The following is a 24,422-nucleotide window of genomic DNA, read 5'->3' as shown; positions in this document are numbered from 1 at the left end:
AGCTACTCGTGGCCAATGCCTCCGAGCTGGCCATCCGGGTGGGCATATCACTACAGATCGTGGGATTCACCCTGATCGCGCTCGGCACCTCGCTGCCCAAGCTGGTCACCTCCATCCAGGCTCAACGCCGCGGCTACAGCGACCTGCTCGTCGAGAACCTGCTCGGCAGCAACCTGATCAACAGCCTCGCCGGTGACGCGATCATCGCCCTCACCATCGGCGGCCAGGCGTACACGATGGCACGCGCTGAGCATGCCGCTCACCCGTGCCGGCACCTGATCGGCCCCAGGCGAACTTCACCATGGCGCACGCACAGTTCATGCATATGACGGAAAGAGGCGATGGCCGCGATCCCGGCCAACAGCACAACCCCGCCGATGGTCGACCGCTGGATGTTTCGCACCGCAAGAATGCTCGGCTCCACCATTCACCCCTGTCCCAACGGGAACTTCGCGGCGACGGTGAAGTGGTGTGCAATTGGTTCGAGTCGCCTCAGGGAGTCGAACCCTGAACCTCCGCCTCCTGAAGGCGGCGCCTCTGCCAGTTGGGCCAGAGCGGCTTGTTAGCCCCGGGCTCGGCTGGCGTGGTCCGAGCCCGGGGCTGGGGCTGTATCCAGCCGGGGGGCGCCATTCCCGTCGGCCAGACCGATGCCCGCGGCCCCTTGTTCCGTGGGCCGTCGTCCGTGAGATGAAAAAAGCCGCCTCGGAAGGCTTCCGGGCGGCGTCCTCTCTTTGCGAGGGATCACCCGGAATCCGGACCCAGGAGCTCAGGAAGCAGTTCGAGGGACTTCGCGTAGGTCACTGCGCTGCCTTCCTGTCGTGGTGGACGCTGTCCACGTTAGCCGGATGATCGCGACGGGTGCCACGTATTTTCCGCCGGGATGTCGAGGCCGCGCGGACGGCTTCGACCTATTGGGGACCGACATATTGGGTATCGACGCGGACGCGACCGTATGGAGGCCACCGGTGAAGTACCTCATCCTGATCTACAGCAACCCGACGAGCAGGGCGGTCTGGGAGACGCTGAACGACGAGCAGCGCATGAACTTCGGGCGCGGCCATATGTCCTTCACCGAGGAGCTGGCCGCGTCCGGCGAGCTGATCGTTTCGGAGGGGCTGGCCGATGTGTCGACGGCCAAGCGGGTCTCGGTACGCGAAGGCAGGACGATGACGAGCGATGGGCCGTTCGCCGAGGTCAAGGAGCATTTGGCCGGGTTCTACCTGATCGAGTGCGACAGCGAGGAACGGGCGGTGGAGCTGGCCGCGAAGGTACCCGACGCGGCCTTCAACGAGGTGGAGGTGCGGCCGATCTTCGACATGAAGGTGCTTGAGCTGCAGCGGGCCTTGAGCTGTGGGAGGCCTTGAGCTGTAGGAGGAACCAGCGGCGTGGGTGACGGCGGGCTGGGATGATGCTGAAGGTGACCAAGGAATCCCCGGCCCCGCGCCGCCGGGTGCTGCTCGGCTCGCTGGCCGGTGCCGCCGTGGTGGCCGTGCTGGCGGTCGCCGCGCTGGCGAACCAGGACGAGCCCGCCGGACGAGCCACGGCCGGTTCGCCCACTGCGGCAGGTCCCACCAGTGGGCCCGAAGCGACCGCCAAGCCCACCCCGACGAGTTCGGTGCAGGTCTGGGAAGGGCCGACTCCGCCACCCGTCGACCCGAACCTGTCCAAGGGCTCGGCGCAGGCGCCGGTCACGATCGTCGAGTTCGGCGACTTCAAGTGTCCCAACTGCCGCCGATTCGCCCAGCGAATAGAGCCCGTGCTGAAGAGCCGCTACCTCGACACCGGCATCGTGCGGATGTTCTGGCGCGACTACCCGATCAGGGGACGCGACTCCGTACGCGCCGCCCTCGCCGCCCGCGCCGCGTCCCGGCAGGGCCGGTTCTGGGAGTTCCACGACTCCCTGTACGCGGGCGAGCGGCCCCGGCTCACCGACGCCGACCTGCGCTCCGTGGCCGCCAAGATCGGGCTTGACCTGGGCAGATTCGACGCCGACCGCCGCGACGAGGCCGTACGCCGGGTCGTGGACGGCGACCTCGGCTTCGCGACCGAGCTCGGCCTGCCCGGCACGCCCGCGTTCCTGATCAACGGTGAGGTGCTGTTCGGCGCCCAGCCGGTGGCCGCGTTCGAGAAGGCCATCGAGAAGGCCCGCCGCGGCGGATGAGCGGTATCGGCTATGCCGCCGCGTTCCTGGGCGGGCTGTTCTCGCTGGTCAGCCCGTGTGGGGCGCTGCTGATCCCGGCGTTCTTCGCCTACGCGTTCCCGGGCCGCCGCCGGTTGGCCGGCCGCACCCTGCTGTTCTACGTGGGGCTGTGCGCCGTGCTGGTACCGCTGGGGATGGGGTCGGCGCAGGTCAGCCGCCTGTTCTACGGCCATCAGGAGCTCCTGGTCACGGTCGCCGGCTGGGCGCTGATCGGGCTGGGCGTGCTGCAGGTGGCCGGTCGGGGCTGGACGATCGGGCCGCTGGAGCGGCTGAAGGGGCACGTTCGAGGTGACTCGGCCGGAGCCGTGCTGGTTCTGGGGGCGGTGTCCGGGCTGGCGGGGTTCTGCGCGGGGCCGGTGCTGGGGGCGGTGCTCACGGTCGCGGCGGCCTCCGGCGACGGGCTGCGCGGAGCGGTGCTGCTGGCCGTCTACGCGGCGGGCATGGCGGCCCCGTTGTTCCTGCTCGCGGGCCTGTGGCAGCGCTACGACCTCGGCGGCCGGCGCTGGCTGCGCGGTCGCGGACTGCGGCTGGGACGGCTGCGGGTGCACACCACCTCGCTGCTGTCCGGGCTGGTCTTCGGCGGGCTCGGGGTGCTGTTCCTGCTCTCCGACGGCACCCGCGGGCTGGCCCTGCCGATCCCCGAATCCTGGGAAGCCGGGCTGGAGGACCTCGCGGCGGCCGCCCAGGACGTACTGCCGGACCTGCTCGTCGTCGGGATCGCGGCGCTTGCCGTGGCCGCCGTCACCGCGTGGCGTCTCAGACGCCGCTGACGGTCACGCTCAAAACGTGCGACGGTCGGCGATGGATCACTTGCCGCGCATCACCGCCGGCTCATGGCGGCGCAGCATACGGGCGACCAGGAAGGCGCAGACGACCGCGAGGATGGCCAGGACGCTCATGTCCAGGAACCAGGTGCCGAAGTCCTGGCTCCACAGGGGGTCCGGCGGATCCTGGACGTGCGGGATGAGCTGCCCTACGTCGAGCGTGCCCGCCAGCGCGGCCAGCGCCCAGCGGGCCGGTACGAGCCAGGAGATCTGCTCCATCACCGGCTTGCCGTCCAGGTGCACCAGCGCCCCGCAGAAGACCAGCTGAATGAGGGTGACGAGCACGAGCAGCGGCATGGTCATCTCGCTGGTCTTGGCCAGCGCGGAGATGAGCAGGCCCACGGTCATCGCGGTGAACGACAACAGCGCGACGGCGAGCGAGAGCTCGATCATCGGCGCGGTGAACACTCCCTTGTCGTACGTCGCGACATTCAGCATCGCCACATAGGTCAACACGACGCCCTGTGCCACAGTGATCAGGCCGAGCACGAGCAGCTTGGAGCAGAGGTAGGCCGATCTGGACAGCCCGACCGCCCGTTCTCGTTGATAGATGGCGCGTTCCTTGACCAGTTCGCGCACCGAGTTCGCGGCGCCGGTGAGACAGCCGCCGATGCACAGGATCAACAGCAGGTTCGCCGCGTTGCCGTTGCTGTTCGGCCGGCCCATCAGGTCACCGGTCGGGACGACGCGGGCCAGCAGGCCCATCACGATCGGCAGGGCGATGGTGATGCCGAGGAACAGCCGGTCCGCCACGATGCCCCGGCAGTAGCGGCGCACCAGCGTACTCAGCTGCTCGGGCCAGCTCTGCGGTTTCGGCGGGATCTCTCGCTGTACGGGACGTCCCGTCGAAACCGGCTCGATCATGTCGGCCGCGATGTACGTCTGATGCGCCGACGACCGCGCGTACTCGCCGGCCCAGTCCTTGGTCGCGTCGTCGAAGGCCAGGAAGACGTCCGCCCAGTCGGTGAAGCCGAGGAACGGCAGCGCCTCCTCGGGCGGACCGAAGTAGGCGATCTTCCCGCCCGGCGCCATCACCAGAAGCCGGTCACAGATATCCAGATTGGCGACGCTGTGGGTGACGACGGCGACAGTGCGGCCGTCGTCGGCCAGACCCCGCAGCATCTGCATCACCGATTTGTCCAGCCCCGGGTCCAGACCGGAGGTCGGCTCGTCGAGGAACAGCAAAGACGGCTTGGTCAGCAACTCCAGTGCGACGCTGACCCGCTTGCGCTGGCCGCCGGACAGCGAGGAGATGCGGTTGTTCTTCCGATTTTCGAGCCCGAGCTGCTGGAGGACCTCGTCGACGCGCGCCTTCCGCTCGTGCTGCCTGGTGTCGTCGGGGAAGCGTAATTCCGCGGCGTAAATGAGGGCGCGGCGCACGGTGAGCTGGCTGTGCAGGATGTCGTCCTGCGGCACGAGACCGATCCGTGAACGCAGCTCGGCGTAGTCGCGGTAGAGATCGCGCCCGTCGTAGGTGACCATGCCCTGGTCGGCGGGGCGCAGCCCGGTGAGCGCGCGCAGCAGGGTGGACTTGCCCGAGCCGCTGGGGCCGATGATCGCCAGCAGGCACTTCTCGCCGACCGGGAACGACACATGGTCCAGGAGCACCTTGCCGCCCCCGACGGTGACCGTGAGTCCGTGCGCCTGGAGGCAGACCTCGCCGGTGTCGGCGTACTCCATGAGGGTGTCGCCCACGAGCTGGAACGTCGACGTCCCGATGCCGATGAGATCGTCCGGGGAGACGCGGGCCCGCTGAACGAGCCGGCCGTTGACGTACGTTCCGAAGCGGCTCCCCACGTCGACGATCTCGTGGACGCCGCCGGCGATCCGGAGCTCGGCGTGCTGGCGCGATACCCGCAGATCGCTGACCACCACATCGTTCTCGGGAGCCCGGCCGATGCGTACGACCCGCGCGCCGTCGAGACTCCTGACGGCGGCCGGCGCCCGCCACTGCCCGCTGTGCGGGAAGCGGACCGTAGGTGTCGGCTGGATCTCGGGTGCGCCGCCTCCGTCTTCGGAGACGGTACGGAAGCTGACGAGCCCGCCCTCCGACGGGTGCCCGAGGCCGATCCTGGTTCCCGGACCGACGATGACCCGCTGGACGCGGTGGCCGCTCACGTACGTGCCGTTGCTGCTGCCCGAGTCCTCCAGGATCCACTGACCGCCCTCGAAGCGCAGCATGGCATGCGTACGCGAGACGTGATCGGCGTCGATGACCACATCCGACCCCGGATCACGGCCTAACCGGTACGAACGCCCCGGATCGAGGGTCACCGATGCGTCATGGCCTTCGACGACAAGCTGCGTCACGTGACCGCCTTTCCCACAGGAACGAGAGGTGACGTGAGTGACTCTCCGTCGAGCCTCAAATGGTTCACCGTAGACAGGATCCCCGAAACGGGAGCCTACGGCTGACCGGCCGTACAGGTCACGCCCGCTGCCGGGCGCGGAAGCCCGCCGCCTTGGCGCGGTTGCCGCACTCGTGCATGTCGCACCAGCGCCGCGACGACCCGCGCGAGGTGTCGACGTACAGGCGGGTGCACACCTCTCCCCCGCATTCCTTGATCTGTACGGCCCGCGGCCCCCCGAGCAGCTGGACCGCCTCCCTGGCGACCGTGGAGAGGGCGGCGGCGAGATCCCCCGAGCGCTCGACCCGCCCGGCGTCGTTCAGCAGCACGGACGCCGGCGGCCCGGTGGCGACCCGGTTGACCAGCAGCCGATCATCCGCCGCCACCCCGGCCCCATCGACAGCGGGCCGGTCAACGGCCCCGCCGAGCCGGTCCATGGCGTCCCCCGCCGCCAGCCGATAGAGCGCCAGCCGGTAGATGGCCTCCCGCAGCGTCTTCCCCGCCGCGAGATCGGCGGCGCCGACCACTGGCGGCACGTCGAGAATGCCCGCCTCGACCGTCCACCGCGCCAGGTCCGCCGGCTCGCGCAGCAGGTCACGCCGGTCCGCCCGGCGGTGTTGCAGGGTGCCCGCCAGGTCGAGCCCCAGATTGCCGCTGATGAAGGTGAAGCTCGTCACACCTCCATAGTAACCATGTTGACAGGTTATGCGAGAGCACGGAACAGTGACATAACCGGATTAAGGGGTTATGGAGGGTGTGCCGTGGCGGTCAGCGTTGTGGAGACCAGGAGCAAGGCGCCGGCCCTCATGCCGTCCCTGTTCGTGGTGATGTGGAGCAGTGCCTTCATCGCGGGGGTGATCGGCGTCGGGTCGGCGCCGCCGCTGCTGCTGACGTTCGCCAGGTTCGCGCTGGCGGGGCTGTTGCTCGGCGCGTTCGCGCTGGTCGTGCGGGCGCCGTGGCCGCGCGGCCGGCGGCTGGCGCACGTGGTGGTGTCCGGGGTCCTGGTCCAGGCGGTGCAGTTCGGCGCGTTCTACTCCGCGATCGGCCTGCACGTGCCCGCCGCGGTCGTGGCGTTGGTCCAGGGTCTCAACCCGGTGGTGATCGCGCTCGTGGCAGGGCGACTGCTGGGCGAGCGGGTGAGCCCGCGCCAGTGGGTGGGCTTCGGGCTCGGCGCGGCCGGGGTGGGGCTGGCGGTGGCGGACCGGTTGAGCTTCTCGCTGGCCGGGGTGGCGTTCTGCGTGGTCGGGCTGCTGGGGTTGAGCCTGGGCACGATCTACCAGAAGCGGTTCGCCGCGGACATGGACGTGCGGACGGGCACCGCGACGCAGTTCCTGGTCGGCGCGCCGCTGGTGGGGCTGGCCTCGCTGGCGTTCGAGACGCCGCGGGTGACGGACTGGGGCGCCTTCTCCGGCGCCGTGGGCTGGCTGGTGCTGGTCAACTCGATCGGCGCGTTCCTGCTGCTCAACACGATGCTGAAGAACGCGCCCGCGAGCCGGGTGAGCACGATGTTCTTCCTCACCCCGTCGGTCACCGCGGTGATGGCGTGGCTCCTCGTCGGGCAGTCGCTGCACCCGCTGGCCGTCGCGGGCCTGCTGGTCGGCGGCGCCGGAGTGCTGCTGGCCAACCGGCGCTGAGCCTCAGCCCGGCAGGGAGCTGGTCCACGGCACCCCCGCGCGGGTCTCCGGGGTCTCGATGCGGAAGCGGGGCAGGGACTCGGGGAAGTTCTCCCTGATGTAGGTCACGAGATGTTCGCGTACGTCGCACTTGAGGTCCCAGGCGGAGGGCGAGTCGGCGGCGCTCATCAGCGCCCGCAGCTCGACCAGCCCGTTCGGCAGCACGTCGGTGACCTGGAGCGTCCAGTCCTTCTGATCCCACAGGGGGCTCTCCTGGATGAACCGGTAGAGCTCTTCGCGCAGCTTGCCGATCGGTATCGACCAGTCGACGCGCAGGAACACCACGGCGAGGACCTGGCTGCCGTGCCTGGTCCAGTTCTCGAACGGGTTCTGGGTGAAGTAGGACACGGGCAGGACCAGACGCCGCTCGTCCCACAGGCGTACCACCACGTAGGTGAGCGTGAGCTCCTCGATCCGGCCCCACTCGTCGTTGACCACGACCACGTCGTCGAGGCGGAGCGCGTCGCTGAAGGCGAGCTGGAGCCCGGCCAGCATGTTGCCGATGGTGGGCTGGGCGGCGATACCGACGATGGCGCCGGCGATGCCCGCCGAGGCGAGCAGCCCGGCGCCCAGGGCGCGGACCTGCGGGAAGGAGAAGAGCATGGTGCCGATCGCCAGGACGACGATGGTCACGGCGGCGACGCGGCGGACCAGCCCGATCTGGGTCATGATCCGCCGTGCCCGGCGATTGCGCTCCCCCTTGACGAGGACCAGCCGGTCCAGGACGACGTCGGTGAGGGCATAACTGGCCTGCACGATCAGCCAGGTGACGCAGGCGATGGTGACCAGGCCGAGCACGCGGTCGATCGTGCCGCCGAGCTCGCGTTGGCGGACGCTCTCGCCGATCATCCCCGGCGAGAACACCAGGTTGGTCGCCACCACGACCCCCACGGAGTACGCCGCCCAGGTGCAGTGCTCCACCAGGTGCCGGGCGAGCGCCCATTTGCGGCCCGCCCTGACCAGCAGCCTCCTGACCACCTCCACCACGAGAATGGCGCCCGCCACCGAGATGGCGAGAATGAGCCAGTCGGTCGGCGACTGCACGTTCATGCCCCCTATGTCTTAAAAGGTCTCGTCAAATGTCACATTGCCCTCAACAGCCACTTGGTATGCGGAGACACGCCGTTCGAAGAAGTTGGCCAGCTCCTGGACGTCCTGCAGCTCCATGAACCCGAACGGATTGGCCGTGCCGTATCTCTGCGGCATCCCGAGCCGAGCCAGCCGCTGGTCGGCGACATATTGAAGGTAGTCGCGCATCTGCTCGACGCTCATGCCGGGCATGCCGTCGCCGCACAGATCGCGGGCGAAGGCCAACTCGGCGGCGACGGCCTCCTCGATCATGCGGGTGACCTGCTCCCCCAGCTTGTCGTCGAACAGCTCGGGCTCCTCGGCCCGCACGGTGTCGACGACGCTGAAGGCGAACTCCATGTGCATGGACTCATCACGGAACACCCAGTTGGTGCCGGTGGCCAGCCCGCCGAGCAGGCCCCGAGACCGGAACCAGTATACGTAGGCGAACGCTCCGTAGAAGAAGAGCCCTTCGATGCAGGCGGCGAAGCAGATCAGGTTGAGCAGGAACTGCCGCCGCTCGTCCGCGTTCTCCAGCTGCCGCAGGCCGTTGATCGAGTCGATCCACCGGAAGCAGAAGTCCGCCTTGTCCCTGATGGACGGGATGTGCTCGACGGCGGCGAACGCCTTGACCCGTTCCTCCAGGTCAGGCAGGTACGTATCGAGCAGCGTCAGGTAGAACTGCACGTGCACGGCCTCCTCGAACAGCTGCCTGCTGAGGTACAGGCGCGCTTCGGGGGCGTTGACGTGCTGATAGAGGTTGAGCACGAGGTTGTTGGCCACGATGGAGTCGCCGGTGGCGAAGAAGGCGACCAGCCGGTTGATCAGGTGGCGTTCCTGCGGCGTCATCCTGGCCAGGTCGGCGAGGTCGGAGTGCAGGTCCACCTCCTCGACGGTCCAGGTGTTGCGGATCGCGGCGCGATAACGCTCGTAGAAGTCCGGGTAACGCATGGGACGCAGGGTCAGGTCCATGCCGGGGTCGAGCAGCATTGGGGGTCTCCGTTCGAGGGGGCTGCTACTGGCAGGCTTCGCAGGTTTCCGGGTTCTCCAAGGAGCAGGCGACGGCGTCGAGCGCGATCGTCGTCTGCGCGGTCGTGGTCTGGGCGATCGTCGTCTGGGCGATCCGGGTGGCCGGGCGCGAGCGCAGGTAGTAGGTGGTCTTCAGGCCCTGCTTCCAGGCATAGGCGTACATCGACGACAGCTTGCCGATCGTCGGGCTGGCCATGAACAGGTTGAGCGACTGCGACTGGTCGATGTACGGCTGACGTGCCGCGGCCAGGTCGATGAGCGCCTTCTGCGGCAGCTCCCAGGCCGTCCGGTACAAGGTCTTGAGGTCGTCGGGGATGCCCGCGATCTCCTGGACCGAGCCGTCCGCCCGCTTGAGGTCGTCGCGCATCCGCTGCGTCCACAACCCGCGAGCCTGCAGGTCGGCCACCAGGTAGCGGTTGACCTGGAGGAACTCCCCCGACAGCGTCTCGCGCTTGAACACGTTGGACACCTGTGGCTCGATGCACTCGTAGCACCCGGCGATGGAGGCGATGGTCGCGGTCGGGGCGATGGCGACCATCAGCGAGTTGCGCAGCCCGGTCGTGGCGATCTTCGCGCGCAGCTCGGCCCAGCGCGGCGACGCGGCGGCGCCGTAGTGGTCGGGGTGCAGGACGCCGCCCGCCGCCCTGGTCTCCTCGTACGACGGATGCCGGCCGCGCTCGACGGCCAGGTCGGCGGAGGTGTCGTAGGCGGCCAGGGCGATCTCCTCGGCGACGCGGGTCGACAGCCCCAGCGCCTCGGGCGAGTCGAACGGCAGCCGGAGCGCGAAGAAGACGTCGGCCAGGCCCATCACGCCGAGCCCGATCGGCCGCCAGCGCTTGTTGGCCGCCTCGGCCTCAGTGGTCGGGTAGAAGCCCAGGTCGATGGTCCGGTCCAGGAAACGTACGGCCGTACGGACGGTCGTGCGCAGCCGGGCCCAGTCGACGCCTTCGCCGGTCAGGTGGGCGGCGAGGTTGATCGAGCCGAGGTTGCATACCGCCGTCTCGCCGTCGCTGGTGACCTCGAGGATCTCGGTGCACAGGTTGGACAGGTGGATGACGTTCTCGGGCCGGGCCGTCTGGTTGGAGGTGCGGTTGGCGGCGTCCTTGAACGTCATCCAGCCGTTGCCGGTCTGGGCGAGGGTGCGCATCATCCGGCCGTAGAGGGTCCGGGCGGGCAGTTGCCGGGTGTAGCGGCCGTCGGCCTCGTAGGCGCGGTAGGCGCGGGTGAACGCCTCGCCGTACAGGTCGGTGAGGTCGGGGACCTCCTTGGGGTCGAACAGCGACCAGACCTCGTCGGCCTCCACCCGCCGCATGAACTCGTCCGGCACCCAGTTGGCCAGGTTGAGGTTGTGCGTACGCCGGGCGTCCTCGCCCGTGTTGTCGCGCAGCTCCAGGAACTCCTCGATATCGGCGTGCCAGGTCTCCAGGTAGACACAGGCCGCGCCCTTGCGGCGACCGCCCTGGTTGACGGCGGCGACGGAGGAGTCGAGCGTACGCAGCCAGGGCACGATGCCGTTGGAGTGCCCGTTGGTGCCCTTGATGAGGGATCCACGCGAGCGCACCCGGGTCCACGCGATGCCGATGCCCCCGGCGTACTTCGACAGCCTGGCCACCTGCCCGTAGCGGTCGTAGATCGACTCCAGCTCGTCGCGCGGCGAGTCGAGCAGGAAGCACGACGACAGCTGCGGCCGGCGCGAACCGGAGTTGAACAGCGTCGGTGAGCTCGGCAGGTACGACAGTGTGGACATGAGGCCGTACAGCTCGGCGGCCTCGGCGACCGTCTCCGACAGCCCGCAGGCCACGCGGAGCAGGAAGTGCTGCGGCCGTTCGAGCACGGTCCGCGACCGCGGGTGCCGCAGCAGGTAGCGGTCGTAGACCGTACGCAACCCGAAGTACTCGAAGCGGTCGTCCGCGTCGCCGGAGACGAGCGCGTCGAGCTCGGCGGCGTGCGCGCCGACGAAGGCGGCGAGCGAGTCCTGGATCAGCCCGGCGGCGTGGCTGGCGGCGATGGACTCGGAAAAGGTCCGCACGCCGTGCCCGGCCGCCTCGTCGGCGATCTCCTCGGCCAGGAGCCGGGCGGCGATCCGGGAGTTGGCCGGATCGGTGATCACCCGGGCGGCGGCCTCCTCGATCGCCAGCCGCCGATCGGCGCTTTTGGCGGTGGCCGACTGCCGATCGACCGTCGCCGACTGCCGGCCGACGGTGGCCGGCTGCTGGTCGACCGTGGCCGGCTGGTGATCGACCGTGGCCGGCTGGTGATCGACCGTGGCCGGCTGGTGATCGGCCTCAATGATCTGCGTCACGTGCTCTCTCCTCGCGAGCTCATCCCCGTGAGGGCGCGTGAGAGCACGACGGCCCCTGGACTCCCCGGCCGCCGACGCCCCCGGCCCTCCCTCGAGGCCATGGACACTTCGATGGGCAGAGCCGGCTGGCTCCCCCAACGTCACCGGCAGGTCTTCGGGCTCGCGGGCATGGTCGATAGTTCCTACTGGCCGTCGCTTCCCGGAAAGGTCCAGTGCTCGTGACGGCGGTCGTTCCCGCTCACCGCTGCGGGGCAGCCCCGGAATCGCACCGGGTTCCCTTTTGCTCCGCCCCGAGGGGCGAACCAGCGACGAGCAGAATCCTACATCTAGTGGCCCTTGGCGCAACTACCCCAGCATGTTGTGTCAGCGGTGTCGAGCATGCCCAGATCGCGGAGCACGGCCCTGGTCCTGCCGATCTCCGAGGCCAGCCATTGTTCGAAGTCGTCGCCGCTGAGCGGGATCGAGGTCCATCCCTCCGCCCGGCAGGCCGCCCGCCAGGAGGCGGACTCCGTGACCTCGTCGCAGAGCCGGATGGCGACGGCCTTGCCGTCCTCGGACATCCCCTCGGGCCCCACGGCCGCGCACCAGTCGGCGAAGTCGACCCGCACGCCGCACTCCAGCAGGCTCGGCGCCTCCACGCCGTCCACCCGGCGCGCGCTGGAGACGGCCAGCACCCTGACCTGGCCCTTGCCGATGGCACGGCGCCAGTCCGCGAGCGTGCCGGTCGCCGCGGCGGCCTTGCCACCGAGAAGCGCGGCCGCGGCCTCCACGCTGCCGGGAAAGCCGGTGTAGTCGACCTGCCGGGTGTCGGCGCCGAGGCCCTTGGCGATCAGCCCGAACAGCAGGTGGTCGGGCTCGCCCTGCGGTCCGCCCGTCAGCGGTGTGCGGTCGGGGTGGGCCACCAGCTGCGCGCCGAACTGGTCGAAGGTGGTGAACTTGGAGTGAGCGGGCACCACCACCACCTCGATCTGGCCGGTGAGCCGGGCCAGCGGCGTGGCGGTGTCGAGCAGCGACAGCCCGTTGTTGAGCTCGGTCGCGGCCAGCGCGGGCAACCCGGTGACGGTGATCCGGGTGACGGGCGGCGTGCCGGAGACCGGGAAACCGGCGTCGCGGGCGGTTTTGACGAGCGCCTTGGCGACGCGGGCCCAGCGTCCGGCGCCGGGGACGATCGCGAACCGGCCCGAGAGGCCGGCCGCGTTGACGGCGCGTCCGCCGAGGCTCCCCTCCGTGCCACATCCTGTCGCGCAGGCCGCCACCGCCAGGCCGAGCGCGAAGAACCCCCGTCGGCGCATGGCGTCCTCCCCTCGCACCCCATAACTACCCCAGGTCACTGACACTTAACGCACTGTTACACATCAGGGTTGTCATTATCAGGGATCACGAAAAGTCGGGAAGAACTATGAAGTTTTCTCGCCCACACCGACGAGCAGGTACGACGGCAGCGAGGGCTCGCTGACCAGCCTGGGCCGATCGGGACGCCAGTCGGGGGCGTGCACCAGGCCCGGCTCGACCAGCTCGAAGTCCCCGAAGAACGCCCGGATCTCCCTCGGCGTCCGGTCGGTGCCGGCCCCTGCCGACGTGGGCCGGTGGAGGGGCGTGGCGCCCTCGTCGAAACGTCCCCGCGAGGTCGCGTGGGTGAGCACCAGGTAGCTGCCGGGCGCCACCGCCTCGCGCAGCCTGGTCACCATCTTGCCCGGGTCGCGGGCGTCCGGGATGAAGTGCAGGATCGAGACCAGCAGCACGCCCACCGGCTCGTTCATGTCCAGGAAGCGGGACGCCTGCGCCAGCACCTCGTCGGGGTCGAGCAGATCGGCCTGGACGAAGACGGCCCGGCCCGCCCCCTCCAGCAGCGCCCTGGCGTGGGTGGCGACGACCGGGTCGCGATCGACGTAGACGACTTTCGCCTCCGGCGCCACCTCGTGCACGTTGCCCTGGGTCGGCAGCCCGCTGCCCAGATCGAGGAACTGGCGGACGCCCGCGCCCGCCAGGTGGCGGACCGCGCGCTGGAGGAAGGCCCGGTTGGCACGCGCCAGCAGGACGGCTTGCGGGATCAGCGCCGCAAGCCGGTCGATCGCCTCGCGGTCGACGGCGTAGTTGTCTGTGCCGCCGAGCATGTAATCGTACATTCGTGCGAGATTTGGCGGTTGGCCATGAAACTCGGGCACAGTTTCGATCTTAAGTCCTGCCGGTCCACTTATCGCGGGCTATGTGCCTATTGTGGCCGCCGTGTCGAAGCAGTTACTCGACTGTGACGCTCTTAGCCAAGTTGCGTGGCTTATCCACATCGCGCTCGAGCGCCACGGCGGCGTGGTAGGCCAGCAGCTGCAGCGGGATCGTGAGCAGGATCGGGTCCAGCTCGATCTCGTTCTTCGGCACCACGATGACGTCATCGGCCAGCTTGGCGTCGGGTTCGCGGTGGCCCACCATGAGCACCTTGCCGCCGCGGGCGCGGATCTCGCCGAGCGTGGTGAGGTTCTTGTCGAGCAGTTCGTCGTCGGGGACGATCGCCACCGTCGGCATCTCGGGGCCGATGAGCGCGAGCGGCCCGTGCTTGAGCTCGCTGGCCGGATAGGCCTCGGCGTGGACGTACGAGATCTCCTTGAGCTTCTGCGCGCCTTCGCGGGCCACCGGATAACCGCGGACCCGGCCGACGAACATCATGCTCGGATAGTTCGCGTACTTCTTCGCCAGCTCGGCGATCTTGTCGCCCTGCGCCAGGATCTCCTCGATCTGGCCGGGCAGCCTGCGCAGGCCCTCGCAGACGCGGCGGCCGTCGGCGGGCGAGAGGTCGTGCACCCGGCCGAAGTGCAGCGCGAGCAGCGCGAACGCCAGCGACGTCGAGGTGAACGCCTTGGTCGAGGCGACCGAGACCTCGGGCCCGGCGTGCAGGTAGACGCCGCCGTCGACCTCGCGGGCGATGGCGCTGCCAACCGCGTTGACGATGCCGATGACCCGGCCGCCCTTGCGCTTGAGCTCCTGTACGGCCGCGAGCGTGTCGTAGGTCTCGCCCGACTGGCTGATCGCGACGTAGAGCGTGTCGGGGTCGACGACCGGGTTGCGGTAGCGGAACTCGCTGGCCGGCTCGGCGTCGGCCGGGATACGGGCCAGCTCCTCGATGAGCTGCGCGCCGATCTGGCCCGAGTAGTAGGCGGAGCCACAGCCGATGATCTTCACCCGGCGGAAGGAGCGGGTCTCGCGGGCGTCCATGTTCAGGCCGCCCAGGTGGGCGATGTGGAAGCGCTCGTCGAGGCGGCCGCTCATGGTGCGCGAGACCGTGTCGGGCTGCTCGGAGATCTCCTTGAGCAGGTAGTGCTCGTAGCCGCCGGTGTCGTAGTGCCCGGCGTCCCAGTCGACGGTCAGCGGCTCCTTGGCGGTCTCGCGCGCGTCGCTGGCGAAGGTGTGGAACCCGTCGGCCTTGAGCACGGCCAGCTCGCCGTCCTCCAGGTGCACGACCTGGCGGGTGTAGCGGACGAGCGCGGCCACGTCGGAGGCGGCGAACATCTCCTTCTCGCCGATGCCGAGCACGATCGGGCTGCCGTTGCGGGCCACGACCACCTCGCCGGGCCGCTCACCGTCGACGACCGCGATGCCGTACGTGCCGACGATGCTCTTGAGCGCCTTGCGTACGGCCTCCTCCAGCGTGTCGGTCTCCTCGACCGTACGGGCGATCAGGTGCGCGAGGACCTCGGTGTCGGTCTCGGAGACGAACTCCGCCCCGTCGGCGGTCAGCTTGGCGCGCAGTTCGTCGGCGTTCTCGATGATGCCGTTGTGCACGACCGCGATCCGCTCATCGGACGACAGGTGCGGGTGCGCGTTGACGTCGCTGGGCACGCCGTGCGTGGCCCACCGCGTGTGACCGATGCCGAGGGCGCCCTTGAACCTGGGGGGTACGACCTTCGCCAGGTCGGCGACCCGGCCTTTGACCTTACGTACCTTGAGCCCCTTGTTGGACACGACGACGCCGGCCGAGTCATAGCCTCGGTACTCCAGCCGTTGCAGCCCCTCCAGCAGGATGGGCGCCGCATCCTTCGACCCGACATAGGCCACGATTCCGCACATACGACGCTCTCCTCTGCTCTTGGGGCTTTTCTTAGCTTTTGTCCGCTTTTATCCGTACACGATCCTGCGCAGTTGCCGGAGCGACAGCTCCGGCGGCGCCACCCGGCGCCCGCGCAGTTCCGCGGCGACCCTGGGGAAGATCTCGTCGTTGGTCAGACCGCGAGACTTCAGCTCCCCGTGACGCCGCCGTACGAACTCCTCGACCGGCTCGGAGAAGTACGACAGCACGTCGGCCACCACGCGCGCCGCCTCACCGGGACCGAGACCACTGGTCCTGACGAGGTGGGCGACGAGGTCTTCGTAGGGATGCCGTGCCAGGGACACAGACGAGGACACTACGCAGCTGGGATGCGACACGCTAATATTCTGCCCGAAATCGGGCAGGATATTAGCTAAAGCACGGTCGACCGACCCCATCCTCTACCGAGACGGCGGCAGGCGAAGGCTCCGGCCAGCGCACCGAGGGCGACGAGGACGGCCGCGGGGCCCACCGTGGCGGCCATGTCGCCGCTCACGGCGGCCTGCAGCATGGTCGTCGCCCAGTAGCCCGGGGAGACGGGCGCGATGGCCTGCGCCCATGACGGCATCAGCGCGTACGGCACCAGCGCCCCGCCCAGCGCGCTGACCGACAGGGCGCCGATGTTGCAGAGCGTGCTGAGCTCGCCATGGCTGCCTACCACCGCGGCGAGCGCCGTACCCACGCCGAGCAGGGCGAAGCACCACGCGGCGACGGCCAGCCCGAGCGGCCAGAGCGGCCCTGCGGGCCGCATGCCCACCGCGAGGACCCCATAGACCAGCAGGACAACCTGCTGGACGGCCAGGATGGCGAAGACCGGCAGGGTCTTGCCGATGATCAGCTCGGGCAGGCGCGCCTGAGTCGCCCTGATCCGATCCCAGGTGTGCCAGACGCGCTCGGTCAGCACGGCGGTGGCCACATCGGCCATCGACAGCACCGAGAACATCACCAGCAGCCCGGTCACCACCTGCGCGGGCTGGCCGAGCATGGACTTGAAGACCAGCATGAGCACCATCGGCATCACCAGGTAGCTGACCAGGTGAGCGGGGTCGCGCCTGCGCAGCAGCACGTTGTGCCCGACCAGCACCGCGATGCGATGGAGCGAGTCACGCGACATGGGCCAGCTCCTTGTAGAGGTCGTCGAGCGACGGCTGGCGGATGTCGATGCCGCGTACCGGCCGGTCGAGGCCGCGCAGCAGCTCGGCGAGCGTGGCCGTCGGGTCGGCCGTGGTGACGGCCAGCTCCTCGTCGTTGTCGAGGATCACCCGCACCTCACCCGGCAGGCCCTTGAGCAGCTCCTCGCCGGTGCCTCTGGCGATCACCCTGCCGCTCTTCGCGACCGCGATCGTGGCGGCCAACTCGGTCAGTTCGGGCAGGTAGTGGGTGGCGTACACGACCGTGGCGCCGCACTCGGCCCGGCGGCGGACGGCCGCGAGCAGGGCGGCTCGCGTCTCGGGGTCGGCGCCGACCGTCGGCTCGTCGAGCAGCAGGACGGCGGGGTCGGCGACCAGCGCGGTGGCGGCCTGGGTGCGGCGCTGCTGGCCGCCGGACAGTACGCTCACCCGCCGGTCGAGCTCGTTCGTCAGCAGCATCTCCTCGGCGATCCGGTCGATGGCCCGCTTGAGCGCCTGGCGGCGCAGCCCGGCCAGGCCGCCGAAGAAACGCAGAGTCTCACGGACGGTGACGCTCGGGTAGAGCGCGAGCTGCTGCGGCGCGATGCCCAGCCGCCCGTCGATCACCACATTTCCCGACTCGGGAGCGATGAGCCCCGAGGCGATCTCGAAGAAGGTCGTCTTGCCGGCGCCGTTGTGCCCGACCAGCCCTGCGATCTCTCCCGGCGCCACTTCCAGGCAGAAGCCGTCCAGCGCGGCCACCCCATTGAAGCTCTTGACCAGTCCCGTCACCTTGAGCATGTCTCCCGCTCCTCATCGGTCTACCTTGTAGACTGCTCTACACCGTAGACTGAGGCAGTGCGGAAACTCAAGACCGAGCGGCAACCGGAGATCCTCGACGCCGCCCTCGCGATCGCCGACGAACGCGGACTCGACGCCCTGACCATGCGAGCGGTCGCCGAACGCATCGGCCTGACACCCATGGCCCTTTACGGATATTTCCGCAACAAGGATGAACTGCTGGACGGGCTCGTCGGCCGCCTGCTGACAACCCTTCCGGAGAGCCCGCCCGGAGATCCGTGGGATCAGCGACTGAGCGCGTTCGCCTGGGCCACCAGGAGGCTGGCCAGGGAGCATCCCAGCGTCTTCCCGCTGCTGTTCGCCCGGCCGTCGGTCACGCCCGACGCGGTGCGGGTGGTGGACTGGATCTACCAGGCACTGATCGACGCGGGGGTGCCCGACGCGGAGGTGCCGCGGATCGAGCGCATGGTCAGCACGTTCGTGCTCGGCTTCGCGACGTCCGAGGCGAACGGGCGCTTCTCGGCGGCCGGTCACGACGTCCGCTCACGCCGGGCCCGGGGCGACTTCCCCGCGCATCAGCGACTGATGCCCTACCTCGACGCGCCGGCCGACCTTGACGCGGAATTCGCCGCCGACCTCGCAGACCTCGTCCGCGCCATCCGCCCCGCCTGACCCATCTCTTTCGGCGACATGGTTACGCTCGGTGTTTTCACCGTCGCATTCTGTTCCGCCGTGTGGGGGTCCTCATGTTGCTGTGGGTCGTCGTCGGTCTCACCGCGTCCACCGTCGCCATGCCCGGACTGCCCGTACTGCCAGACCTGCCGGACCTGGGCGGCGTGGGGCATCGGACTGACGCGAGCCGCCAGGGCGATTTCGCGGCGGCGGCGCGGGAGTTCGGGGTGCCGGAGAGCGTGCTGCTGGGTGTGTCGTACCTGGAGTCCAGGTGGAACGCGAACAGCGGAGCACCTAGCGTGGCCGGCGGCTACGGCCCCATGCACCTCGTGGACACGCCGGGCGCAGCCGGAAGTACCCGCCTCGTGGAGGCGCCGGGCGCTCCTGGAAGCGTGCATGACGGGCCGTCCGCCCGGGAGGCGACGCTGTGGCTCGCGGAGCGCCTCACCGGACTGGCGCCCGCGCGACTGCGCGCCGATCCCGCCGCCAACATCCGCGGCGGTGCCGCCCTGCTCGCGTCCTACCAGCGACGCCCCAGCGCGAACCCCGCCGACTGGTACGACGCGGTCGCCCGCTACTCGGGCGCGCACGACCCGAACGCGGCCCGCGCCTTCGCCGACGAGGTGTTCGCGGTGATCCGCGCCGGAGCCACCCGCCGCACAGACGACGGCCAGCCGGTACGACTGGCAGCCATCCCCACCCTCCGCCCACCGACCCATCTCCACCCACCCGGCCGCCTCACCTCAACTGCTCGCCTCCACCCAGTAACCGACCCCCACCCAGCGGCCAAGCACCACCCACCAACCCGCCCCAGCCCCGCCACTCACCTCCACCCAGCCACTCACCTCCACCCAGCCACTCACCTCCACCCAGCCACTCACCTCCACCCAACCGCTCACCTCCACCCAACCGCTCACCTCCACCTACCAGCCCGCCTCGGCCCACCAGCCCGCCTCGGCCCAGCAACCCGACTCACGCCAGCAGCCCCCCTTCGCCCAGCGGCCCGCCTCAGCGCTCTGTCGGGTCTAACCACGCTCGGCCCCAGCGCAACCCATGTGACAGCAGCACGTGTCGCGAGCGGACACCCCTCAACCTCACCGAAGACCGCTGGAGGCTCCTCGGCGTCATCCGAAATCACCGACGCCCACTACCCACCCCCATTCCCAATCCCGGCCCCGCTCCCGGCCCCGCTCCCGGCCCCGGCCCTGACCTCGGCCCCGGCCACGGCCCCGGCCACGACCGACGTGGCACAACCCCAGCCCAACGTGGCACAACCTGTCGTCGACCAAGCGCAACCTGCGACCCCAGGAGACCAACCGCCGGCACCTGGAACGGGCACGAGCCATCCGGCACTCCCAGCCCCGAACACGGCGAACGTCGAATGCCCTGCCTCACTGGCCTGCGAGTGGATGCCCGCCGCCTACAAACGCACCGGCAAGGGCGACTACGGCAACCACGACACCCTGAACGGGCCGAGACGCATCGACTACATCGTGATCCACGACACCGAGGGCACCTACGAAGGCGTCCCGTCGATGGTTAGCGACCCGGAATACGTGAGCTGGCACTACACGATCCGCTCCAGCGACGGACATGTCGCCCAGCACGTACGTACAAAGGACATCGCCTGGCATGCGGGCAACTGGGATATCAACTCCCGCTCCATCGGCATCGAACACGAGGGCTACCTGGCCAGCGGCGGCACCTGGTACACGGAGGCGATGTACCGTTCGTCAGCCAAACTGGTGAAATATCTGGCCGCCAAACACCACATCCCCCTCGACCGCGCCCACATCCTCGGCCACGACAACGTCCCTGGCCCGAGCCCCGAAACGCTCCCGTCCATGCACGAGGACCCGGGACCGTACTGGGACTGGGCACACTATTTCGACCTGATGGGCAGCCCACTCCAAAAGGCCAAGAAGGGCACATCAATCATCATCCGCCCCACCTACGAAACCAACCAACCGCATTTCACCGGCTGCACCGCCAAGCCCACCGGAACAACCGGAACCAGCCGAACCACTGGAACCACCGGAACCACCGGAACCACCGAGGACAACGAGGCAGCAGAGCCCGCCAATACCACCAAGTCTGTCAACCCCACCGAACCTGCCAAGTCCGCCAAGCCCACCGAGCCGGTCAAGTCCGCTAAGCCCACCAAGTCCGCCAAAACCACCGGGTCCTGTTCCCCGCACGGCGCCTCAGCGGTCTTTCTGCGAACAGAACCGCGCGAGGACGCCCCCCTCGTGGACGACATCGGCAAACGCGTCGGCAAGCCCAGCACGTACAGCGTCTACGACCACAGCGCCCGCGCCTCGGCCGGCCAGCGATACGCGGTGGCGGCCCGGAAGGGTGACTGGACGGCAATCTGGTATCTGGGCGGCAAGGCCTGGTTCTACAACCCCGCCGCCGCCCCCACCGCCATCCCGGCGCGAGGCCCGCTCGTCACCCCCCGCGGGAAACACGTCAGGGTGTACGGCCGCGCCTACCCCGAAAAATCCGCCTACCGCAGCACCGTCGCCTACCAGCCCTCAACCCCGCTCGACTACGTCATGCACCCCGGCCAGTACTACTCGCTCGGCCTCACGCTGCCCGGCTCGTACCACGCGACGAACTCCTTCAACCCGGCCAACCACGTCACCGTCACGGGCAAGGACCGCTACCACCAGATCCAGTTCGGCCACCGCGTCATGTTCGTCATGGCCAAGGACGTCCGTGTGACCCACCGAACCCCACCCATCCACGTGACCCACCGACCCCCACCCGCCCGCGTAGCCCACCGCCCCTCACCCGCCCATGCAACTCGCCGAACTCCACCCACCACATAACCCACCAGACCTCACCCACCAAACCCCACCCGTCACGTGACCCGCTGAATCTCGCCTCCACACCCGCTCACCGCACACGGGCACTCCCCGAAGGCGATATGGTTTTCCCGTGGCCGGTACGTCGCCGGAAACACGCGGAAGTGGCTCAGTGGTAGAGCATCACCTTGCCAAGGTGAGGGTCGCGGGTTCGAATCCCGTCTTCCGCTCGGAGTTCAATCTCCTGGTGGAGTGGCCGAGAGGCGAGGCAGCGGCCTGCAAAGCCGTCTACACGGGTTCAAATCCCGTCTCCACCTCGGTCGCTGGACAGCGGACCCTCCCGGGTCCGCTAAAGTTAAGTGTGGCACCACGCGGAAGTGGCTCAGTGGTAGAGCATCACCTTGCCAAGGTGAGGGTCGCGGGTTCGAATCCCGTCTTCCGCTCGGAGTTCAAGTAACTCGATAAGGACGATTAGCTCAGCGGGAGAGCGCTTCCCTGACACGGAAGAGGTCACTGGTTCAATCCCAGTATCGTCCACCAGGCTCCACAACAGTTCGGGTTCGACTTGAGTTAAGCCCTAGATCACGGCACATGCCGGGATTCTGGGGCTTCTTGTCGTTCTGGGTCGATCATGGCTGCTATCAGCACCGGCGGCGATGGGGTGCCGTCGGCCACGCGTGAGACTCGATCACAGGTATCGACGCTGATCCCCCGAGGGTTCGGACCGGCCGCTATCTGCTCCGGTCGCCGAGGATCGCCGGAGCAGCAGCGGCTGGGGTGACATGCAGAAGATAGCCGCCGAAACCGAGCTGCCACCGCATGAAGGCGTACACGGCGACACGTTCGGCGATTTCCGGCGGCATCATCCCGAAAGTCGCCAGCCAGATCAGCGCGGCCGCGATTCCCACGATGCCCAGCACGACACCGCCGGCGCCGACCACCGCCGGAGCAGCCTTCGCCGCTACCGGCTGACGCTCAGGGAACGAGGATGATCTTGCCGAGTGCGGTGCGGTTGGCGGACTCGGACAGCTCCATGGCGGCGGCCACCTCGGTGAGCGGGAAACGAGCGGCGATCTTGGCGGTGAGCCTGCCGTCGCGCAGCAGCCCGAAGACGTGCGAGAGATCGGTACGCGTGCGGGCCAGGAACGCCTCGCGCTTGGCCGAGCCAGGCTTGCCGGCGCCCGCCCAGATGTCGTAAAAGCTCGCGTGCCTGCCAGTGGGCAGGTAGTTCCAGAACGCGAGCTTGCTCAGCAGCACCAGGAAGCTGAGCAACACGGGACTCTTGTCGTCAAGTTTGCTCGCGATGCTGTACGAGACGAGCGTCCCTGTGTGGCTGAGCAGCCGGTACGAAAGGTCGACGCTCGCGCCGCCGAGGTGGTCGAACACAGCGTCCACGCCGCCGGGGGCCAGCTTCCGCACTCTGGCCGCCAGGTCGGGGTCGCGATAGTCGATCGGCTCCGCCCCCAGCGCCTTGAGCGCCTCGTGATGCCGCGGACTGGCCGTGCCGATCACCCGAGCGCCCGCCTGCCGGGCGAGTTGCACCAGGATGCTGCCCACACCGCCACTGGCACCCAGCACGAGCACCGTCTGCCCAGCCCGTACCTTCGCCCGGCCATGCAGCATCTGGTAGGCCGTTATCCCGTTGACGACCAGCGTCTGGGCCTCGTCGGCGGCGATTCCGTCGGGCACCTCGACCAGTTCGGCAGCCGCCAGCAGGACAACTGTGGCCCAGGCGCCGGTCTTGGTCAGCGCGGCGACCCGCCGGCCGACCAGCGCGGGATCCACGCCAGGCCCGGCGGATTCGACGATGCCGACGAGATCGTAACCGGGCACGAACGGGAACTTGGGCTGGCCGTAGTAGCGGCCCCGGCGCATCGCGCTCTCGGCGAACGACACGGCGGTCGACTCGACGCGCACCATGACTTGACCGGCTGCGGGCTGCGGCAGCACCCGCTGGACCAGCCGCAGTCCCGACGCTTCGACCTTGCCCGGCAGGACCACCTCGGTGGTGGTCACCGTCGCCTCGGCGGCTGGGTTCGTCCCTGTCATAGTCGGCTCCTGGGTTCGCAATCATGCATCGCACAGTTAATGACCGTAACTATGCACCTGTGCGTCGAACTGCGTCAACCAATAACTAGCGAGGCGCCCGTGGCCGCGTTCGGCGCCCGACCAGACCCGACGGAGCGGCCCGAGCGCGCGATGGAAGACAAGCGCGATGGAAGACAAGGCCCTCCAGAGCTCATGGCGAGGACCTCCGTGCCGTTGGCGGCGCCGATCCTGGCGACCCCGGAAGGCAGTCTGTACCGCCGCGCCCACCGCCCGGCGCGCGTACCGCCACGGCGGGCGTGACCATGCGTAAATTCCGTTATTCTCCGTTGCAAGCATGCCTATCCATCAGCAATCGCACGGTCGTTACACTGCGATGATGAGTAACGAGCCGCAGGCGATGAATCGGCGTGAACGACTGCGAACACAGACGCTCCAGGAGATCAGGGACGCCTCGTTCGAGATCATCGACGCGGACGGCATACACGCGCTCTCGATCGCAGCGCTGGCACGAAGCATGGGAATGTCCGCGCCCGCGGTCTACCGCTATTTCCCGTCGCGCGACGCGCTGATGGCGCACCTGACAACCCTGGCATACGAGCAACTGCTGGCGGCGATGAGTCAGGCCGTGGCCGGCGGCAGACGGGCGCCACACACGCGGGTGCGGCTACTGGTCGCCGCATACCGAGACTGGGCGCTGCGACACCCACGGCGTTACGGGATGCTGTTCGGCGAGCGGACCGCCGACCTGCCCGGCGAGGCCGGCACCCGGACCCCGCTGGATCACGCGATGGCGCTGCTCATCGACCTGCTGGTCGCCACGGCGGGCAGCTCACCGACGGAGAGCGCCGACGGCGACCAAACCCTGGACGGGCAGCTACGGTCATGGGCCCGTATACAGGGACGGCCGGACATCAGTCCCCGCGTCGCCAGTGCCGCCATCCTCATCTGGACCCGAGTCCACGGGATCGTGAGCCTCGAACTCACCGGAATGCTCGACAACCACCCCCTCGACGCCCAGCGGCTGATCCGCCTCGAGATCGACGGCGCCCTCCAGCAACTGGCCCCAACGGGAGTCGCGTAAGAGCCTGCGGCCCGTTTCTCAGGCCGGACCCGGTCCAACGCGCCCGCGTCGAAGAGATCCGGGCCAACCTCCTCGCCCGCATCGCTGAGGCCGAGCGCGAAGGCTGGCTCGGCGAGGTCGAAGGGCTGAAGGTCAGCCTGGCTGGCGCCGAGGATCCGCCGATTCGATCGGGGCCACGGGCGACGTGCGGCCGTGGGCCTTGGCATCCCCACCACGCGTGGTGATCGATGAGCCCGCCAAGGTGGGCTGGGGCGTGGCCGTCAACCGAGATCGAGAACAAGTTCAAGAAGTGTGCGTCAAACGCCCTTCAGAACACGATCAAGTGCCGCCCGGCCCGCAGGTCCCCAGTGCGGCTTCCCGCCGGGAAGTCCCCGATCTCCG

General features: G+C 68.9%; 21 protein-coding genes, 5 tRNA genes and 1 riboswitch. Of the genes, 12 read left to right on the top strand and 14 right to left on the bottom strand.

The genetic code is table 11. From position 1 onward, the window contains the following. The first annotated feature begins 8 nt into the window (after positions 1 to 8). Positions 9 to 329: a hypothetical protein gene (locus AB0J16_RS59150; protein WP_358558066.1), complete on the top strand. Its 321-nt coding sequence runs from the start codon at positions 9 to 11 to the stop codon at positions 327 to 329. Positions 330 to 485: 156 nt separating this feature from the next. On the opposite strand, the gene AB0J16_RS59145 is transcribed toward AB0J16_RS59150, so the two are convergent. After that, a tRNA-Leu gene (locus tag AB0J16_RS59145) sits at positions 486 to 559 on the bottom strand. Between the two features lie 406 nt (positions 560 to 965). On the opposite strand from AB0J16_RS59145, the gene AB0J16_RS59140 reads away from it, so the two are divergent. From AB0J16_RS59140 to AB0J16_RS59130, 3 genes are read left to right on the top strand one after another with little or no spacing between them, the layout of a single operon-like run. Continuing rightward, on the top strand, positions 966 to 1,364 hold the full coding sequence (locus AB0J16_RS59140) for a YciI family protein (RefSeq protein WP_358558063.1): 399 nt from the start codon (positions 966 to 968) through the stop codon (positions 1,362 to 1,364). 53 nt (positions 1,365 to 1,417) lie between these two features. After that, positions 1,418 to 2,161 carry a thioredoxin domain-containing protein gene (locus AB0J16_RS59135; protein WP_358558060.1) on the top strand — a complete coding sequence of 248 codons (744 nt, stop codon included), beginning with the start codon at positions 1,418 to 1,420 and terminating at the stop codon, positions 2,159 to 2,161. Continuing rightward, the gene (locus AB0J16_RS59130) at positions 2,158 to 2,970 is read left to right on the top strand and encodes a cytochrome c biogenesis CcdA family protein (RefSeq protein WP_358558057.1); all 813 of its coding nucleotides are present in this window, start codon (positions 2,158 to 2,160) and stop codon (positions 2,968 to 2,970) included. Before AB0J16_RS59135 ends, AB0J16_RS59130 begins: the two co-directional genes overlap by 4 nt. A 36-nt stretch (positions 2,971 to 3,006) precedes the next feature. Here the strand turns inward: AB0J16_RS59130 and AB0J16_RS59125 are convergent, their stop codons facing one another. Together AB0J16_RS59125 and AB0J16_RS59120 are read right to left on the bottom strand one after the other, a co-directional pair. Next, positions 3,007 to 5,334 (bottom strand): FHA domain-containing protein, encoded by a 2,328-nt coding sequence (locus AB0J16_RS59125; RefSeq protein WP_358558054.1) that lies wholly within the window; start codon positions 5,332 to 5,334, stop codon positions 3,007 to 3,009. Between the two features lie 118 nt (positions 5,335 to 5,452). Next, positions 5,453 to 6,049, bottom strand: a complete 597-nt coding sequence (locus AB0J16_RS59120; protein WP_358558051.1) for a CGNR zinc finger domain-containing protein — start codon at positions 6,047 to 6,049, stop codon at positions 5,453 to 5,455. 84 nt (positions 6,050 to 6,133) lie between these two features. Here AB0J16_RS59120 and AB0J16_RS59115 point away from each other — a divergent pair, with 84 nt between their 5' ends. Beyond that, a complete protein-coding gene (locus AB0J16_RS59115) occupies positions 6,134 to 7,006 on the top strand; it encodes an EamA family transporter (RefSeq protein WP_358558048.1) in 873 nt (290 codons plus the stop codon). Between the two features lie 3 nt (positions 7,007 to 7,009). On the opposite strand, the gene AB0J16_RS59110 is transcribed toward AB0J16_RS59115, so the two are convergent. From AB0J16_RS59110 to AB0J16_RS59070, 9 genes are all read right to left on the bottom strand, one after another. Further along, a complete protein-coding gene (locus AB0J16_RS59110; protein WP_358558045.1) occupies positions 7,010 to 8,095 on the bottom strand; it encodes a mechanosensitive ion channel domain-containing protein in 1,086 nt (361 codons plus the stop codon). A 12-nt stretch (positions 8,096 to 8,107) separates the two neighbouring features. Beyond that, positions 8,108 to 9,103 carry a ribonucleotide-diphosphate reductase subunit beta gene (locus AB0J16_RS59105; protein WP_358558042.1) on the bottom strand — a complete coding sequence of 332 codons (996 nt, stop codon included), beginning with the start codon at positions 9,101 to 9,103 and terminating at the stop codon, positions 8,108 to 8,110. Positions 9,104 to 9,128: 25 nt separating this feature from the next. Further along, entirely contained in the window at positions 9,129 to 11,444 is a 2,316-nt protein-coding gene (locus AB0J16_RS59100) for a ribonucleoside-diphosphate reductase subunit alpha (protein ID WP_358558039.1), read from the bottom strand. A 127-nt stretch (positions 11,445 to 11,571) separates the two neighbouring features. Then, positions 11,572 to 11,766, bottom strand: a riboswitch (cobalamin riboswitch). Positions 11,767 to 11,770: 4 nt separating this feature from the next. After that, positions 11,771 to 12,736, bottom strand: coding sequence for a tripartite tricarboxylate transporter substrate-binding protein (locus AB0J16_RS59095; protein WP_358558036.1), 966 nt, complete (start codon positions 12,734 to 12,736; stop codon positions 11,771 to 11,773). A gap of 105 nt (positions 12,737 to 12,841) precedes the next feature. After that, positions 12,842 to 13,609, bottom strand: a complete 768-nt coding sequence (locus AB0J16_RS59090) for an SAM-dependent methyltransferase (protein WP_358558033.1) — start codon at positions 13,607 to 13,609, stop codon at positions 12,842 to 12,844. Positions 13,610 to 13,682: 73 nt separating this feature from the next. Next, positions 13,683 to 15,503, bottom strand: a complete 1,821-nt coding sequence (gene glmS / locus AB0J16_RS59085; RefSeq protein WP_357643043.1) for a glutamine--fructose-6-phosphate transaminase (isomerizing) — start codon at positions 15,501 to 15,503, stop codon at positions 13,683 to 13,685. Positions 15,504 to 15,551: 48 nt separating this feature from the next. Beyond that, positions 15,552 to 15,827, bottom strand: coding sequence for a hypothetical protein (locus AB0J16_RS59080; RefSeq protein ID WP_225289808.1), 276 nt, complete (start codon positions 15,825 to 15,827; stop codon positions 15,552 to 15,554). Between the two features lie 68 nt (positions 15,828 to 15,895). Next, a complete protein-coding gene (locus AB0J16_RS59075) occupies positions 15,896 to 16,636 on the bottom strand; it encodes an ABC transporter permease (RefSeq protein ID WP_358558030.1) in 741 nt (246 codons plus the stop codon). Continuing rightward, positions 16,626 to 17,432 (bottom strand): ABC transporter ATP-binding protein, encoded by an 807-nt coding sequence (locus tag AB0J16_RS59070; RefSeq protein WP_358558027.1) that lies wholly within the window; start codon positions 17,430 to 17,432, stop codon positions 16,626 to 16,628. Before AB0J16_RS59070 ends, AB0J16_RS59075 begins: the two co-directional genes overlap by 11 nt. A gap of 57 nt (positions 17,433 to 17,489) precedes the next feature. Here AB0J16_RS59070 and AB0J16_RS59065 point away from each other — a divergent pair, with 57 nt between their 5' ends. The 6 genes from AB0J16_RS59065 to AB0J16_RS59040 all read left to right on the top strand — a co-directional run bounded on the left by AB0J16_RS59065 (position 17,490) and on the right by AB0J16_RS59040 (position 21,451). Continuing rightward, positions 17,490 to 18,104, top strand: a complete 615-nt coding sequence (locus AB0J16_RS59065) for a TetR/AcrR family transcriptional regulator (RefSeq protein WP_358558024.1) — start codon at positions 17,490 to 17,492, stop codon at positions 18,102 to 18,104. 1,409 nt (positions 18,105 to 19,513) lie between these two features. Continuing rightward, entirely contained in the window at positions 19,514 to 20,935 is a 1,422-nt protein-coding gene (locus AB0J16_RS59060; RefSeq protein WP_358558022.1) for a peptidoglycan recognition family protein, read from the top strand. Between the two features lie 134 nt (positions 20,936 to 21,069). Continuing rightward, positions 21,070 to 21,141: transfer RNA gene (locus AB0J16_RS59055), tRNA-Gly, on the top strand. A 16-nt stretch (positions 21,142 to 21,157) separates the two neighbouring features. Further along, a tRNA-Cys gene (locus AB0J16_RS59050) sits at positions 21,158 to 21,228 on the top strand. A 54-nt stretch (positions 21,229 to 21,282) separates the two neighbouring features. After that, a tRNA-Gly gene (locus AB0J16_RS59045) sits at positions 21,283 to 21,354 on the top strand. Positions 21,355 to 21,376: 22 nt separating this feature from the next. After that, positions 21,377 to 21,451, top strand: a tRNA-Val gene (locus tag AB0J16_RS59040). 191 nt (positions 21,452 to 21,642) lie between these two features. Here the strand turns inward: AB0J16_RS59040 and AB0J16_RS59035 are convergent. Together AB0J16_RS59035 and AB0J16_RS59030 are read right to left on the bottom strand one after the other, a co-directional pair. Continuing rightward, positions 21,643 to 21,831 carry a hypothetical protein gene (locus AB0J16_RS59035; RefSeq protein WP_358558019.1) on the bottom strand — a complete coding sequence of 63 codons (189 nt, stop codon included), beginning with the start codon at positions 21,829 to 21,831 and terminating at the stop codon, positions 21,643 to 21,645. Positions 21,832 to 21,886: 55 nt separating this feature from the next. Next, entirely contained in the window at positions 21,887 to 22,960 is a 1,074-nt protein-coding gene (locus AB0J16_RS59030) for a medium chain dehydrogenase/reductase family protein (RefSeq protein ID WP_358558016.1), read from the bottom strand. Between the two features lie 376 nt (positions 22,961 to 23,336). Between AB0J16_RS59030 and AB0J16_RS59025 the strand changes: the two genes are divergently transcribed. Continuing rightward, entirely contained in the window at positions 23,337 to 24,041 is a 705-nt protein-coding gene (locus AB0J16_RS59025; RefSeq protein WP_358558013.1) for a TetR/AcrR family transcriptional regulator, read from the top strand. The last annotated feature ends 381 nt before the right edge of the window (positions 24,042 to 24,422 follow it).

It is taken from the genome of Nonomuraea sp. NPDC049750, from assembly GCF_040659625.1.
Taxonomy (GTDB): Bacteria; Actinomycetota; Actinomycetes; order Streptosporangiales; family Streptosporangiaceae; genus Nonomuraea.
The sequence above is the reverse complement of the archived record's forward strand: the minus strand, read 5'-3'. Positions and strand labels throughout refer to the sequence as shown.

Bases quoted from the DNA above. Each gene is read 5' to 3' on its own strand.
- AB0J16_RS59130 (WP_358558057.1), top strand. From the start codon at position 2,158: ATGAGCGGTATCGGCTATGCCGCCGCGTTCCTGGGCGGGCTGTTCTCG.
- AB0J16_RS59110 (WP_358558045.1), bottom strand. From the start codon at position 8,095: ATGAACGTGCAGTCGCCGACCGACTGGCTCATTCTCGCCATCTCGGTG.
- AB0J16_RS59105 (WP_358558042.1), bottom strand. From the start codon at position 9,103: ATGCTGCTCGACCCCGGCATGGACCTGACCCTGCGTCCCATGCGTTAC.
- AB0J16_RS59095 (WP_358558036.1), bottom strand. From the start codon at position 12,736: ATGCGCCGACGGGGGTTCTTCGCGCTCGGCCTGGCGGTGGCGGCCTGC.
- glmS (WP_357643043.1), bottom strand. From the start codon at position 15,503: ATGTGCGGAATCGTGGCCTATGTCGGGTCGAAGGATGCGGCGCCCATC.
- AB0J16_RS59075 (WP_358558030.1), bottom strand. From the start codon at position 16,636: ATGTCGCGTGACTCGCTCCATCGCATCGCGGTGCTGGTCGGGCACAAC.
- AB0J16_RS59070 (WP_358558027.1), bottom strand. From the start codon at position 17,432: ATGCTCAAGGTGACGGGACTGGTCAAGAGCTTCAATGGGGTGGCCGCG.
- AB0J16_RS59060 (WP_358558022.1), top strand. From the start codon at position 19,514: ATGCCCGCCGCCTACAAACGCACCGGCAAGGGCGACTACGGCAACCAC.
- AB0J16_RS59030 (WP_358558016.1), bottom strand. From the start codon at position 22,960: ATGACAGGGACGAACCCAGCCGCCGAGGCGACGGTGACCACCACCGAG.
- AB0J16_RS59025 (WP_358558013.1), top strand. From the start codon at position 23,337: ATGAGTAACGAGCCGCAGGCGATGAATCGGCGTGAACGACTGCGAACA.